Genomic DNA, 13,835 nt, shown 5'->3' with positions numbered 1-13,835 from the left:
GGTTAAAGCTTCTGATCATATTCGCCGACTTCAGGATGCTGCGACAGCACCCCATCGATCTCTTCAAACATGGCGCGCAGATTTTCTTCGGATGCCGGGCTTTCCACGACAACGACCAAGCCCGGCTTGTTGGATGATGCGCGTACCAGGCCCCAGGTCCCGTCTTCAAGTGTCAGGCGAATGCCATTGACGGTGACGACGTCACGAATTTTCTGACCCATCAGTGTTTCGTCAGCCTCAAATTTGGCTGTGTAGTGTGCAACTACCTTGTCGACGACACCATATTTTTTGTCATCGGGGCAGTGGGGCGACATGGTGGGCGAGCCCCATGTCTTGGGGAGATCATTCTTGAGGTCAGCCATGCTTTTGTCCGGAGCACGGTCCAGCATGTCGAGCACGGCAAGGGCAGCAACACAGCCGTCGTCATAGCCACGCCCGATAGGTGTATTGAAGAAATAGTGGCCCGATTTTTCAAAGCCTACCAACGCGCCAAGCTCATGGCTGCGGCGTTTAATGTAAGAGTGGCCGGTCTTCCAGTAGTCCGTCGTTGCACCAAGTTTTTGCAACACAGGATCTGTCAGAAACAATCCAGTTGATTTCACATCGACAACGAATTTTGCGTTCGGGTGCTGTTGCGCAAGGTCACGCGCAAGCATGACGCCCACCTTGTCAGCGAAGATTTCCTCACCAGTGTTGTCCACCACGCCGCAGCGATCGCCGTCGCCATCAAACGCAAGACCCACATCTGCGTTGTGCTCAAGCACTGCATCACGCAATGCATGAAGCATTTCCATGTCTTCCGGGTTTGGATTGTAGCGTGGGAACGTATGGTCGAGGTCGCAATCAAGGGGGATGATTTCCGCACCGGTTGCCTTCAGCACATCCGGCATGAAAGCGCCCGCGGTGCCATTGCCGCAAGCAGCAACCACTTTGAGCTTTCGCTTGAGTTTTGGCCGGTCTGTCAGGTCCGCGATGTAGCGATCCCGCATATCGTCAACATATGCATAGCCGCCACCATCGCGGGATTTGCCTTCTCCACCAAGCACGATTTCCTTAAGGCGGCTCATTTCATCAGGACCAAAAGTGAGGGGCCGATTTGCGCCCATTTTGACGCCTGTCCAACCGTTCTCATTGTGGCTGGCGGTAACCATCGCAACGCATGGAACATCCAGCGCAAACTGCGAAAAATACGCGACGGGCGACAAAGCAAGGCCGATGTCATGAACTTTGACGCCAGCCGTCAGCAAACCCGTAGTGAGCGCTTGCTTGATGCTTGTTGAATAGGAGCGGTAGTCATGCCCGACGGCAATTTCAGGTTTGACACCGAGCTCGTGGATCAAGGTGCCAAGACCAAGGCCAAGTGCCTGAACACCTAACAGATTGATTTCTTTTTCAAACAGCCAGCGGGCGTCGTATTCCCGAAACCCCTGCGGGGCAACAAGCGGAACATTCTCATAGTCGAGGGTGTTTGGCGCGATATCTGCGCGGGGGGTCGGCAGCATGGTCAGGCCTCGTTTGGCTGGTGAATGCAATGGCGTTGGCTAGGGAGTAGCACGCAGCATGCCACCTTGCATCGGCTGTTTTTGGTGGGTTTTGATTGGCCTACTGCCGCAGAATGAGACGGTCACCGTCAAATTGCACTGCACTTAGTTCCCTTAGGAAGGACATGCCAAGCAGAGACTGGGACAGACCATCCCCTTTGGTGATGGAGGCATCGACATTGCGGACCGACAGCGAGCCAACCTTCACTTCGTCCAGGACAACGCGAGCTCCGGGGACTGTGCCATTTGCTGTGTTGTACAGGCGGTCAAACCTGAGCGTCGATGTGTCAACGCCCAGCCGGGCTGCGTCCGAGGCTGACAGCGCCACATCGCTTGCGCCCGTGTCCACAAGCAATTTCACGCTCGTTCCGTTGATCAATGCCTGAACATGGAAGTGCCCGTCACGGCTTGCCCGCAGTGAAACTTCGCCATTGCTCTGTTCAACCGGACTGGAGGGAACAATCTCTCCCATGAGCCTTTGGCCGAGCATTTTGAATTCGTTTTGAAAGGAGTATGCGGCCACAAGCACAATGCCGATGGCGATCCAGACAAGTGCCTGCTTGAGCGCGAGGCCAGCCCGCTCACGCCAGCCGACAATCACGGATGACCCAACCAGTGTCAGGAGAATGACCAGGTAGACCAGCCGCATCTGATCGTTTTCGTCATTCAGGCTGCCCGGGTTCATGACCACCAGAAGCAGAACAACAGCGCTGATCGCCAAGCCGCCAAGACCGATCCAGGTCCACTGATTGCGATACATCTCGTCACTCCCAAAGAAGCCGGTCACACGGATTCATCAATCGCCTATAGATGTGGGCAACAGTATGAGCAAAAGACTACGATTTTACTTGGTGCAATCAGGACAAGTAATTATCTGTCTACCGCTGTGATACAAATGGTATTACGCCAAATTTGTGTGTTTAAGGTGTCGTTTTGACCAGTGGGCCTACCCAAATGAGACCAGCTGCCGGCGTTTTGCCAGGCGAGATGCGGCAGCGCTTTGGCCTGCCGGTCTTCGACGCCGGCTGGGTGTGGCTTGCAGGTGCTGGGCCCGGCGATCCCGGATTGCTGACCCTGCATACGGTTCATGGGCTCGCGGAAGCTGATGCGGTCGTTTACGACGCGCTGGTGGATGAGCGGATTCTGGCGCTGGCTAAGCCGACGGCTGAGCTGGTTTTCGCCGGTAAGCGCGGTGGCAAGCCCAGCCCCAAGCAACGCGATATCTCGGATCGCCTGATTGAGCTCGCACGCGAAGGCAAGCGTGTGCTGCGCCTCAAAGGTGGTGACCCCTTTGTTTTCGGACGAGGTGGTGAAGAGGCGCTCGCGCTGGTCGGTGCGAAAATTCCATTTCGGGTGATCCCTGGCGTCAGCGCAGGCACCGGTGGATTGGCCTATGCCGGGATTCCCGTCACCCACCGGGAAACCAATCAGGCCGTTACCTTTGTGACGGGACACAGCGCGGCAGGCGACGTCCCTGATGGCATGGACTGGCAGGCCATCGGCAAAGGGTCACCTGTGATTGTCCTGTATATGGCCATGAAACACCTTGGCGTCATTGCGGAACGTTTCTTGGAGGCCGGACGCGCTCCAACGGACCCGGTTGCGGTGGTCAGCAATGCCTCAACTCCCAATCAGCGGGTTTTGGAAACCACACTGGCCCGCGCTGCTGCTGATGTTGCAGCAGCTGGTATGGAAGCGCCTGCAATCATTTGCATCGGTGAAGTCGTTCGTCTGAGACAGGGGTTGGATTGGCTTGGCGCCCTGACCGAGGGGCGGATCCTGCATCCTGACCCGTTGAGTGAGACCTCAGATGCTCATGAGGATGGCAAGGGCAAGCAGCGCCCAAACCTCGCCTGATTGCTGCAATGCCAGGGGCAGCGGCAGGACCTCTGATTCAATTTCCCGTGCCAGCATCCGTGGTGCCCCCCAAGCGCCAATGGCAGCCCCTCCAACAGCAGCTGCACCCGGCAGAATGCCAAGGGTAAAGAGCGCAACAAGCAACGCAATGATGATGGCGCTGGTTGCAGGCCCCAGCTCACGACCATTCCCCTCATCCATGTCTTCTTCGGAAATTTCGGTGCCGTCCGGTGGCAGGATCACAACTTTTGGATCTGCCATAGGTGGCGCCGGCATCACCCCGTTCTCAACATCCTCGTCTTTTGGAGGATTGGGCTCAAAAAGAATCGCAGCCGCATGTGAAAGGGCACCGGCCGCAGCAAGCGAGACGACCACCATGTGAGGCCCGCCATCCGGCGTGGACGGATTGCCGATAACATAGATCGCCGCAAGCTTGATCATTGTAGCAACCAGGAGAGGACCGGCTGCGCGCTGCCCATGATCATCCATGTGTCCACCGATGAGAATGAGCGCCGCCACACTCAAAACCGTGCAAACTGCCAGAGGTAGGCCGACGTCGTGTGCCGCGAAAAACACGCCGCCAGCTGCCAGCCCAATCAGCGCGCCAATCACAGGATAGGCCCGGCGTACCCGTGGGTCCAATGCAATGGCAGCAGATGGATGGGGGAGCGGCAAGCGGGTAAGAGTGGCAGCTGCCGAGTGCAAATCCTGCCACCAGGCTTTGATGGTCCAAGCATCATCTGCGGCGTGGTAGGGATCGCTCATAGCTTGCAGTCAGACATCATCAAAGGCTATTACCGACATAATTGTAAGTTATGTGATGAATTGGCATCACAGAAAACGTCGCGTCAAGGTGACCCTAGCGGGGTGGTGGTGGATGCGCCACACAGGCGCAGGGGAGTCAGTTTTCTTGAAACACGCACAATCGGAGCTAATATCCCCGCAACGGTGACGCGTGTTCACTTTTTGATAAATGGGTGCGGCCGCAACCTCAATGCGGACGGTCGGCCTTACTGCGCCCTGGAGGGAGTATCATGGATATTGAGTTCAGCCCGGAAGACCTGGCATTTCGCGACGAAGTTCGCGAGTTCATCAAGGGAAATTATCCGGAATATCTGCGTGAAAAGAAATCACGGCAGGACATGAGCAAGGAAGACATCCTTGCGTGGCACAAGGTGCTTCACAAAAAGGGTTGGGTCGCTCCTCACTGGCCAAAGGAATATGGCGGTACTGAGTGGAACGTCACACAGCGCTACATCTGGGGTGAAGAGAATGCCCGCGCGGAAACATCTCCGCTGCTGCCATTCGGCCTCTCCATGGTTGGCCCTGTGATTTTCAACTACGGCAACGAAGAGCAGAAGGCGAAGTATCTGCCGCGCATCCTGTCTGGTGAAGATTGGTGGTGCCAGGGCTATTCAGAGCCAGGTTCAGGTTCTGACCTTGCCAGCCTGCGCACCCGTGCGGTTCGCGATGGTGATGACTACGTGATCAACGGCAGCAAGACCTGGACAACGCTTGCCCAGCACGCTGACTGGATGTTCTGCCTTGTGCGCACAGACACGGAAGTTAAGGCACAGGAAGGTATTTCCTTCATCCTCATCGACATGAAGACACCGGGCATCACTGTGCGCCCGATCATCACGATCGATGGCGGCCACGAGGTCAATGAAGTCTTCCTTGAAGACGTTCGTGTCCCCGCTGAGAACATGATCGGTGAAGAGAACAAAGGCTGGACCTATGCCAAGTTCCTGCTCGGCAACGAGCGTTCCGGCATTGCTGGTGTGGCACGTTCCAAGAAAGCGATTGAGCGTCTCAAGACCATTGCCGGTGCAGAAACCGTCGATGGCGAGCCGCTGATCAAGACGGACAGCTTCAAGCGCAAGATTGCAGACCTTGAAATTGACCTGACGACGCTGGAATTCACCGAACTGCGGACACTGGCTCAGGAAAGCAAAGGCAAGGGTCCCGGGCCGGAAAGCTCGATTCTCAAGATCAAAGGCACAGAAATCCAGCAACGCATCACGGAACTGACCGTGGAAGCCGTTGGCAACTATGCCAATCCATATGCCGCCCCGAATGGCGAAGGCTCCAACGAGCTGCCTGGTCCCGACTACGCACTAGGCGTGTCACAGGGCTACTTCAACATGCGGAAAACGTCGATTTATGGCGGTTCCAACGAGATTCAGCGCAACATCATTGCGAAAGCAGTGCTGGGGCTCTAATCACTACGTCGAACAGTTTTGTTTCCGGGAGGCGATAGGATTATGGTCCCACCGCCTCCCGGCGACGGACATCATATGAATTCACATTTTGACTCGACGGGCCGCGTCCAAGTGGCTCGCGTAAAACAACCTGAAAACAGGAAGGACGCCTGAGCAATGGATTTTTCCTTCTCCGAAGAACAGACCCTACTGCGCAACTCCGTGGAACGGTTCGTTCAGGACAAGTACGACTTTGATACCCGCCGTAAGATCACAGCCAGCGACGAAGGCTTCAGCCGTGAGAACTGGCAGCAGATGGCCGAACTTGGCCTGCTGGCAGCGCCGTTCTCTGAAGAGCAGGGCGGCCTTGGCGGCGGCCCCATCGACGTGATGGTGCTGATGGAAGAATTCGGCAAGGGCCTCGTTGTCGAGCCGTTCATTCCAACGGTGGTGCAGGCGGGCGGTTTCCTGCGTCGCGGCACCCCGGCTCAGATCGAAGAGCACATTCCAGGCATCATTGCAGGCGAAACCATCTGGGCATTCGCTTACGCAGAGCCTCAGGGGCGCTACAATCTGGCGGACCTCACAACAACCGCTGCCAAGGATGGCGACGGCTTTGTGATCAACGGCAACAAGGCCGTGGTGCTTGGCGGTCCTTGGGCGGACAAGCTCATCGTTACAGCCCGCACATCAGGCGGTCAGCGCGACGAAAAGGGCGTTACGGTCTTCATCGTCGACAAATCAGCAACCGGTGTCACCACGCGTGACTATCCAACCGTTGATGGCTCTCGTGCCTCGGAAATCACTTTCGAAAACGTCAAGGTCGGTGCAGATGCTGTCATCGGCGAAGTCGACAATGGCCTGCCGCTTGTTGAGCAGGTATCTGACGAAAGCATCGCCGCTCTTGCTGCTGAAGCATGTGGCTGCATGAAGATGCTGGTCGATGACACCGTTGAGTATTGCAAGACGCGTAAGCAGTTCGGCATGCCAATTGGTAAGTTCCAGGTCCTGCAGCATCGCATGGTCGACATGTTCATGAACCATGAGCAGTCAGTGTCCATCAGCTACATGGTCAACCTGAAGCTCGGCGAAGGTGACGTTGAACGCACAAAAGCTGCCTCAGCTGCCAAGGTGCAGATCGGCAAGGCGGGTCGGTTCGTTGGCCAGCAGGCTGTGCAGCTGCACGGCGGCATGGGCATGACCGACGAACTGCGCGTGGGTCACTACTTCAAGCGCCTGACCATGATCGATACCCAGCTGGGCAACGTCGATTATCACCTCAAGCGCTACGCCGACGCTGCATAAGGCTAAGGCCTGATAATGTGACAACTAAGAATGGCCGCTCCTTTCAGGAGCGGCCATTTTTGTATCTACTGACATGAAGCAATCGAATTGGATCAGACTATGGCTGAGAAAAAGAAGGTCTGCCTCGTAACAGGTGTCGGCCCGGGTACAGGTGCTTCGCTGGCAGAAAGGTTTGCCGTCGGAGGATATGACGTTGCGATGCTAGCCCGTTCCACGGACCGACTGCGTGAGATTGAAGGCAGGGTGGCCGGTACGCACACATATGCATGTGATGTGTCTGATACGGACAGCCTGGCACACACGATAGAATCGGTCAGTGAGGATTTCGGCGTGCCATCCGTCGTTGTTCATAATGCGGTGGGGGGTGCCTTTGGTAGCTTCCTCGACATCAAACCAGAGGTTCTGGAGCGGAACTTTCAGGTCAATGTGATGGCATTGCTCAACATCTGCCAGCAGGTGGTGCCATCGATGATCAAGGCCGGTGAGGGTGTTGTGATGGCGACCGGCAATACGTCTGCCTATCGCGGCAAAGCCAACTTTGCGGGCTTCGCACCCACCAAGGCGGCGCAGCGCATTCTACTCGAAAGCGTTGCGCGGGATGCTGGTCCTAAGGGTGTGCATGCAGCGTATGTGGCGATTGATGCCGTTATTGACGTGCCATGGGCACGTGAGGCGATGCCTGATCAACCAGACGACTTTTTCGCAAAGCCGGTCGATATTGCTGAGGAATGCTTTCGTGTCGCGCATCAGCCGCGTTCAACATGGACATTCGATACAGTCATCAGGCCATTCGGTGAAAACTGGTAGTTATCCAGTACGCGCCTAGGCGGTATCGCGCACTGGCTGAAGTTCATTTTGGATCAGCCGTGCCCGCGGCAGAACCGCGGTTGCGCGCGTGCCTTTGCCAACCGCACTTTGAAGGTCCAGGAAGCCGCCATGGGCGTGGACAAGACCGCTAACGATAGCGAGACCTAGTCCCGTGCCACGTTCGCCTGTGCGTGATTTGGAGTTACCCTGAGTAAACGCCTGCATGACCCGTGCAAGCTCATCTTCGTCCATCCCGCAACCGGTATCAGCAACACCAAACGCGACTGAACCGTCGCTTTGGATGTTTGCAAACAAAGTGAGGCTGCCACCGTCATCGGTGAACTTAAGGGCGTTGGACATCAGATTGAGCCACAACTGACGAACCGCGCGATTGTCTGCGAGGATGCGCGGATGGTGTTTGGGTACGTCCAGCACAAGCGAGATGCCGCGTTTCTCGGCCGGGATCTCGATCATGCGGGCGCATTCCCTGGCGACTTCAGATAGGTCGACAGGTTCTTCCGTCAGTTCCAGTCGCCCGGCTTCGATGCGAGCAAGATCCAAGACATCATCAATCAATGACAGCAAGTGGCGGCCGCTGCCGTGAATGTCTTCCGCATATTGTTTGTAGTTGTCGTGCCCAAGCTCACCGAAAGTCTCGCCGCGCATCACATCCGAAAAGCCAATGATGGCGTTCAACGGCGTGCGAAGCTCGTGGCTGATACTTGCCAGAAATGCCGATTTTGTCTGGCTGGCTTCTTCAGCTTCAGTGCGGGCATGTTCGGCAGTCGTCTTTTCCGTCTCAAGCTTGGCGATGAGAGCATCTTTCTCATCCCGCAAAGTCAGCATGTCAGTGGAGGTCTTGTTGATGCCTTTGGCCATTGAATAGAGGAAGTAGGTGTAGACCGCAGCGACACAGCCGATGGCCATCAGCAGGGGGTCGCCGCTCAAAATAGGTCGAAACACTAGGGCTGCCGCAGGTACAAACAAAGATGAGTACATCAGTGGCAAGTAGATTGAGGAGTGACCCACGGCCATAGCCAGATGTGCCGCCATAACGCCGAGCAAAAAGGCGTTGTTGAGCACGTCTCCGGGCACCCAAAACCACAGCACCATTGATGCCCAGCTCAGTTCTGAGAAAAGATTGAGTCGAACGACAGTCTTCGACCATCGCTCGAAGGCCTTAGGCTGGTTGACCGGCGGTTGCTTGGTCTTTGCCACATAGTAAAAGGCCAGATAGCTGCCAGCGGTCACAACAAACCAAAGGGCTGCCGCCAAAGGCGTCGTCCAGAAGACTAGAATACCACCGACACCGGCCATCAGGAGAGGCACTAGTTTGCCAGACGAGGCCATGTTCTGGACGAAATAGTCCAGCTGCGAGCGTGTCGCGCTTCGGGGAATATGGGTAGGGGACAAGGTCACGACCTGTCGCTCCGGGAAATCAATTTACAAATGGGCAGCGCTCGAAAGCCTGCCCGTACTTCTTGACTATGCATGTAATGTGTTAACAACCGCTTCGCTGAGCCGCGTTCAGGCGCGCAAATGCCGCACTTTCCAGCAAAAAACCCAGAGGAAATACCCATGACCGCTTCGCCGCTGCTTCTCGACATTGATGGCCATGTGGCCACGTTGACTATCAACCGGCCTGACAGCCGCAATGCCTTGGGCGAGGCTGAGGATGGACCGGCATTCGCCGAAGCTGCTGAGCAGATTAATGGCAATATCGATATTCGGGCGGTGATCCTGACCGGTGCGGGAAAAGCCTTCTCGGCTGGCGGGAACATCAAGGCGATGAACGACAAGGCTGGAAGCTTCGCCGGCGCTGGTGTGGACATCGCGCGGGGTTACTACACCGGTATCCACCGCATCGTGAAATCCCTGTGGTCACTGGAAGTGCCTATGATTGCGGCGGTCAATGGTCCTGCCATCGGTCTGGGCAATGATGTTGCGTGTCTGGCAGACACCCGAATTGCCTCGGACAAAGCCATTTTTGGCGCAACTTTCCTCAAAATCGGCCTAGTGCCTGGCGATGGTGGTTCCTGGTTGCTTCCACGGGTGATTGGCACCGCACGGGCTGCCGAACTGTTCTTCACTGGCGATGTAATCGACGCTGAAACAGCCTGCCTGTGGGGTCTCGTAAGCCGCGTTGTGCCACATGATGACTTGATGGCCGAAGCCCGCAAACTGGCAGACAAAATGGCCGGCCAGCCGCCGCACGTGCTGCGCATGACAAAGCGGCTGATGCGGCAAGGCATGACCACAACATTTGATCAAATCATGGATATGTCGGCCAATATGCAGGCTTTGGCGCACCACACGGACGATCATGCAGAGGCTGTTTCTGCCTTTATTGAGAAGCGGACGCCGACTTACAAAGGTCAGTAAGTCAGGCCCACAGTGCACCCACGCCAAACCACTTTGCATTTTTGCCAAATAATAGCCGTCATGGGGATTTGCCCCCTGACGGTCAGGGACATAAAGTCCCGGCAACGCAATTTACAACTTTGAAAACAACACAAATCCCAAGGGAGAATTACCATGGCCGCAGTTGGCATTGTTGCAACGCTCACTATCCAGGCTGGCAAGGAAGCTGAATTCGAAGAAGTGTTCAAAGGTCTTCGCGAGCAGGTGCTGGCAAATGAGCCGGGCTGTGAAATGTATGACTTTTACAAGTCCAAGGCTGACGCTTCGAAGTACGTGATCATGGAGCGCTACAAGGACGATGCTGCCCTCAAGGCGCACGGTGAGTCAGATCATTTCAAAGCAGCTGGCCCCAAGCTTGGCGCGGTTCTCGGCGGGGCACCCGTCCTCGATTACCTCGACCCAGTTGCCTAAGCACACCCAATTTTGACAACGGCAAGCTGACCGCAAAGGTCAGCTTGCCGAATTCGCCTGACAATCAGTGTACAGAACAGGAGCCGATCCATGGATCTGAGTTTCTCCAAAGAAGATGACGCATTCCGCGAAGAGGTTCGCGCCTTTATCGCAGAAGCATTCACCGATGACCTTCGTCGCAAGATGTCACTCACCAAGAATGGCTACCTGGACAAGGAAGACCACATTCTGTGGCAGAAGCGCCTGCACGCGAAAGGCTGGGCTGCGACGCACTGGCCCGAAGAGCATGGCGGCCCGGGTTTCACTCCGAGCCAGCATTTCATCTACGACAGCGAAATGTCTGCTGCAGGCGTGCCGCTGGTCGTGCCGTTCGGCATCCGGATGGTTGCTCCGGTTATCATGAAATTTGGCTCCGAAGAGCAGAAGAAGAAATATCTCCCGGATATCCTCGCCACCAATGTGTGGTGGTGTCAGGGCTATTCTGAACCAGGCTCCGGGTCTGATCTCGCGTCATTGCAGATGAAGGCTGAGGACAAGGGCGATCACTATCTGTGCAACGGCTCCAAGATCTGGACCACCCAGGCACAGCACGCTGACATGATTTTCTGCCTTGTGCGCACCAAGAAGATGGAGAAGCGTCAGGACGGCATTTCGTTCCTGTTGATCGACATGCACACCCCGGGTGTGAAGGTTGAACCACTGGTCACACTGGATGGTCCTGCGGAAGGCAAGCAGGAAATCAATCAGGTGTTCTTCGAAGATGTGAAGGTCCCCAAGGACAACCTCATCGGCGAAGAGAACAAAGGTTGGACCTACGCCAAGTACCTGCTCGAGTTTGAACGAGGCAATGCATACGGTCCTGGTCTCTACCGGTCGCTTGGCAAGGTCAGGAAGATCGCTGCCGATACCAAGATCAATGGTGAGACGCTGGCTGACCAGCCTCACTTCAAGGCCAAGGTCAACGACATCGAAACCCAGATTCGCGCCATGGAGTTCACAGAGCTGCGTATCTTCTCCGCGATGTCCAATGGACAGAATCCGGGCCCGGAATCGTCGATGCTCAAGTGCCGCGGCACGGAGCTTCAGCAAGCGATATCTGAGCTGGCTCTTGAAGGCATCGGCTACTACGGCATGCCGTTTGTCGAGGACACTTTTGCGCTCAAGAACGAAGAAGTGGTGGGTCCGGACTACGCGCCGGTCACTGCGCCCTACTACTTCAGTCTGCGTAAAGCATCGATTTATGCGGGGTCCAACGAGATCCAGCGCAACATCATGGCAAAGGCAGTGCTGGGGCTCTAAGCCTTAACCACTTGCTAACAAATGAAGCCGGGGCAGCGATTTGCCCCGGCTTTTTTGTTGTTTGTACACCATCAAATTTTTAACCCGTCAGGGTCAATAATTCCCACCATGACGCGCTGGGAAACATTCCGCCATGCCCTGTGGGGCAAGCCTCGCACCAAGGCTGAACTCGACGAAGCTATTGCCGGCGTCGAGAACTATCTTGATGTGCACAAGTGGGATCTCCTTAACTCAGTTCTTTTTGCAGGTCTGCTGGCAGTAGCCTTCTGGTCTGTGGGTCTCGGCCTTGAAGCCATGATCTGGGCCATCGCTGTGATAATCGCAGAAATTGCCTTTTCCGTTGTCCGGCTAAAGCTCAGCCGCACGCGCACATCAGTTCGCAATGTACACAGGCGCACATCGATCTTGCAGCTTGCCTCGCTTGGCACCCTGTTGATCTGGGCGCCGGGCCTGCTGTTTGGCATGGGAACAAACGATCCCATGTGCACGACGCTTGTGCTACTGGCCTGGGCCGGATCGCTCATGGTGGTGACCAATCAAAACGGTGCGATCCCGAGAATTGCCATAACCAGTGGGGCGGTGCCCGGCCTGCTGATTGTTACGGTCCCGGCCTTCTATGCAGACCGACCTGCGGACATTGCGCTTGCGGGCCTTGCCATCATCCTGGTGATGCTGGTGGCTCGCAACACGATTGCTAATTTGCGTCTGAGCAGGAGCGTCTTCATTGTCCAGGCGGACAAGGATGAACTTATTGGCGAGCTGGAAATTGCACGTCGGGCTGCTGAAGCAGACAGGCGGCGTGCGGATCAGGCAAACAAGGCCAAGACCGAGTTTCTGGCGATGATGAGTCATGAAATCCGTACGCCGATGAACGGCATGCTGGGAATGGCTCAGATGCTTCAGCGCGGCGACCTGTCTGAAGAGCAGCAAATCTACGCCCAGACAATTGTGGAATCCGGTGACAACTTGCTGGCGCTTCTCAACGACACGCTTGACCTGTCGCGCATCGAAGCTGGCCGGATGTCTCTTGATGCGGATGAAGAAGATCCCCGACGTATTGTCGAAGGTATTGAATCCCTCTGGGCGCCACGCGCGCGCGATGAGGGGCTTGACTTCAAGGTGGACGTCGATCCATCAGTCCCGGCCCGTGCGGAGTTGGACAGCCGTAAAGTCCAGCAATTGCTGACGAACCTTGTGGGCAACGCTGTGAAGTTTACGTCCTCCGGCTTTGTCGCCGTGGCAGTTGCCGCTCCAAGCGACGGCAATTTGCGCTTTGAAGTGTCTGATTCCGGCCCCGGTATTCCACCCGAGGCCCAGAAGCGCATTTTTGAAAAGTTCACACAGGCGGATGCTTCCACCTCACGCAGCTATGGTGGGTCAGGCCTCGGGCTTACCCTTTGCCAGGAGTTCGCTCACTTGATGGGCGGCACTATTCACGTGGAGAGCACGGTTGGAGAAGGTTCGACTTTCGTCGTCGAGATTCCATGCCGGTTCTTCGCGGCATACGTGCCGACCGAGGAAGCTGCAGCTCCCACCAAACCCGAGATAAGTCTCGATGACGCCCTGAATACTGCTGACGGGCCGCTGCGTGTGCTTGTCGCGGATGATCACCCGATCAATCAGAAGCTCATGCGCGCCTTCATAGAGCGTTTTGGCTATCAGTACGAGATTGTTGAGAACGGACGTCAGGCTGTGGATGCCGTGGCGTACGGAAACTTCGATGTGGTGCTGATGGATGTCCAGATGCCAGTCATGGATGGTATCACGGCGACGGCGGAAATACGGAAACTGCCAAGTGGTAGGGGCAAAATTCCCGTTCTCGCGATCACCGCAAACGCGATGGCAGGGCAACGCGAGTCATATCTTGAGCAAGGCTTTGATGGATATGTGTCCAAGCCGCTTGATACTGCACTGCTGCAGGCTGAAATTCTTCGCGTGACTGGGGATGATCCTGCCGCAGAAGACAAAACAGCCGCGCATGCCTGAGGCACAC

General features: G+C 56.1%; 12 protein-coding genes. 8 read left to right on the top strand and 4 right to left on the bottom strand.

The window, feature by feature from the left end; all coding sequences use genetic code 11:
* Nucleotides 1-2: 2 nt before the first annotated feature.
* Nucleotides 3-1,502 (bottom strand): phosphomannomutase/phosphoglucomutase, encoded by a 1,500-nt coding sequence (locus tag ABXH05_RS14325; protein ID WP_353561691.1) that lies wholly within the window; start codon nucleotides 1,500-1,502, stop codon nucleotides 3-5.
* Nucleotides 1,503-1,602: 100 nt separating this feature from the next.
* Entirely contained in the window at nucleotides 1,603-2,301 is a 699-nt protein-coding gene (locus ABXH05_RS14320) for a retropepsin-like aspartic protease family protein (RefSeq protein ID WP_353561689.1), read from the bottom strand.
* A 194-nt stretch (nucleotides 2,302-2,495) separates the two neighbouring features.
* Here ABXH05_RS14320 and cobA point away from each other — a divergent pair, with 194 nt between their 5' ends.
* A complete protein-coding gene (gene cobA, locus ABXH05_RS14315) occupies nucleotides 2,496-3,398 on the top strand; it encodes a uroporphyrinogen-III C-methyltransferase (RefSeq protein ID WP_502947742.1) in 903 nt (300 codons plus the stop codon).
* Here cobA and ABXH05_RS14310 read toward each other — a convergent pair.
* Complete coding sequence (locus tag ABXH05_RS14310) at nucleotides 3,348-4,163, bottom strand: adenosylcobinamide-GDP ribazoletransferase (RefSeq protein ID WP_353561687.1); 816 nt, start codon at nucleotides 4,161-4,163, stop codon at nucleotides 3,348-3,350. The two genes, cobA and ABXH05_RS14310, sit on opposite strands and share 51 nt — an antisense overlap.
* A 269-nt stretch (nucleotides 4,164-4,432) precedes the next feature.
* Between ABXH05_RS14310 and ABXH05_RS14305 the strand changes: the two genes are divergently transcribed.
* The 3 genes from ABXH05_RS14305 (at nucleotide 4,433) to ABXH05_RS14295 (ending at nucleotide 7,711) form a co-directional block, all read left to right on the top strand.
* A complete protein-coding gene (locus tag ABXH05_RS14305) occupies nucleotides 4,433-5,620 on the top strand; it encodes an acyl-CoA dehydrogenase family protein (RefSeq protein ID WP_348139680.1) in 1,188 nt (395 codons plus the stop codon).
* A gap of 156 nt (nucleotides 5,621-5,776) precedes the next feature.
* Nucleotides 5,777-6,904 (top strand): acyl-CoA dehydrogenase family protein, encoded by a 1,128-nt coding sequence (locus ABXH05_RS14300; protein WP_353561685.1) that lies wholly within the window; start codon nucleotides 5,777-5,779, stop codon nucleotides 6,902-6,904.
* Between the two features lie 99 nt (nucleotides 6,905-7,003).
* Complete coding sequence (locus tag ABXH05_RS14295; RefSeq protein WP_353561683.1) at nucleotides 7,004-7,711, top strand: SDR family NAD(P)-dependent oxidoreductase; 708 nt, start codon at nucleotides 7,004-7,006, stop codon at nucleotides 7,709-7,711.
* A 15-nt stretch (nucleotides 7,712-7,726) separates the two neighbouring features.
* On the opposite strand, the gene ABXH05_RS14290 is transcribed toward ABXH05_RS14295, so the two are convergent.
* Nucleotides 7,727-9,130 carry a sensor histidine kinase gene (locus ABXH05_RS14290; protein ID WP_353561681.1) on the bottom strand — a complete coding sequence of 468 codons (1,404 nt, stop codon included), beginning with the start codon at nucleotides 9,128-9,130 and terminating at the stop codon, nucleotides 7,727-7,729.
* 159 nt (nucleotides 9,131-9,289) lie between these two features.
* On the opposite strand from ABXH05_RS14290, the gene ABXH05_RS14285 reads away from it, so the two are divergent.
* The 4 genes from ABXH05_RS14285 to ABXH05_RS14270 all read left to right on the top strand — a co-directional run bounded on the left by ABXH05_RS14285 (nucleotide 9,290) and on the right by ABXH05_RS14270 (nucleotide 13,828).
* Nucleotides 9,290-10,093: a crotonase/enoyl-CoA hydratase family protein gene (locus tag ABXH05_RS14285; RefSeq protein WP_353561679.1), complete on the top strand. Its 804-nt coding sequence runs from the start codon at nucleotides 9,290-9,292 to the stop codon at nucleotides 10,091-10,093.
* Between the two features lie 153 nt (nucleotides 10,094-10,246).
* Nucleotides 10,247-10,543 carry a putative quinol monooxygenase gene (locus ABXH05_RS14280; protein ID WP_348139690.1) on the top strand — a complete coding sequence of 99 codons (297 nt, stop codon included), beginning with the start codon at nucleotides 10,247-10,249 and terminating at the stop codon, nucleotides 10,541-10,543.
* Nucleotides 10,544-10,633: 90 nt separating this feature from the next.
* A complete protein-coding gene (locus tag ABXH05_RS14275) occupies nucleotides 10,634-11,842 on the top strand; it encodes an acyl-CoA dehydrogenase family protein (RefSeq protein WP_348139692.1) in 1,209 nt (402 codons plus the stop codon).
* Between the two features lie 108 nt (nucleotides 11,843-11,950).
* Nucleotides 11,951-13,828, top strand: a complete 1,878-nt coding sequence (locus ABXH05_RS14270) for an ATP-binding protein (protein WP_353561677.1) — start codon at nucleotides 11,951-11,953, stop codon at nucleotides 13,826-13,828.
* Nucleotides 13,829-13,835: the final 7 nt, after the last annotated feature.

The sequence above is a fragment of the Pyruvatibacter sp. HU-CL02332 genome (genome assembly GCF_040362765.1).
Lineage (GTDB): Bacteria > Pseudomonadota > Alphaproteobacteria > CGMCC-115125 > CGMCC-115125 > Pyruvatibacter.
The sequence above is the reverse complement of the archived record's forward strand: the minus strand, read 5'-3'. Positions and strand labels throughout refer to the sequence as shown.

What these genes read in the sequence shown, in the direction of transcription:
- ABXH05_RS14325 (WP_353561691.1), bottom strand. Translation starts at nt 1,502, where the DNA reads ATGCTGCCGACCCCCCGCGCAGATATCGCGCCAAACACCCTCGACTAT.
- ABXH05_RS14320 (WP_353561689.1), bottom strand. Translation starts at nt 2,301, where the DNA reads ATGTATCGCAATCAGTGGACCTGGATCGGTCTTGGCGGCTTGGCGATC.
- cobA (WP_502947742.1), top strand. Translation starts at nt 2,496, where the DNA reads ATGAGACCAGCTGCCGGCGTTTTGCCAGGCGAGATGCGGCAGCGCTTT.
- ABXH05_RS14310 (WP_353561687.1), bottom strand. Translation starts at nt 4,163, where the DNA reads ATGAGCGATCCCTACCACGCCGCAGATGATGCTTGGACCATCAAAGCC.
- ABXH05_RS14305 (WP_348139680.1), top strand. Translation starts at nt 4,433, where the DNA reads ATGGATATTGAGTTCAGCCCGGAAGACCTGGCATTTCGCGACGAAGTT.
- ABXH05_RS14300 (WP_353561685.1), top strand. Translation starts at nt 5,777, where the DNA reads ATGGATTTTTCCTTCTCCGAAGAACAGACCCTACTGCGCAACTCCGTG.
- ABXH05_RS14295 (WP_353561683.1), top strand. Translation starts at nt 7,004, where the DNA reads ATGGCTGAGAAAAAGAAGGTCTGCCTCGTAACAGGTGTCGGCCCGGGT.
- ABXH05_RS14285 (WP_353561679.1), top strand. Translation starts at nt 9,290, where the DNA reads ATGACCGCTTCGCCGCTGCTTCTCGACATTGATGGCCATGTGGCCACG.
- ABXH05_RS14280 (WP_348139690.1), top strand. Translation starts at nt 10,247, where the DNA reads ATGGCCGCAGTTGGCATTGTTGCAACGCTCACTATCCAGGCTGGCAAG.
- ABXH05_RS14275 (WP_348139692.1), top strand. Translation starts at nt 10,634, where the DNA reads ATGGATCTGAGTTTCTCCAAAGAAGATGACGCATTCCGCGAAGAGGTT.
- ABXH05_RS14270 (WP_353561677.1), top strand. Translation starts at nt 11,951, where the DNA reads ATGACGCGCTGGGAAACATTCCGCCATGCCCTGTGGGGCAAGCCTCGC.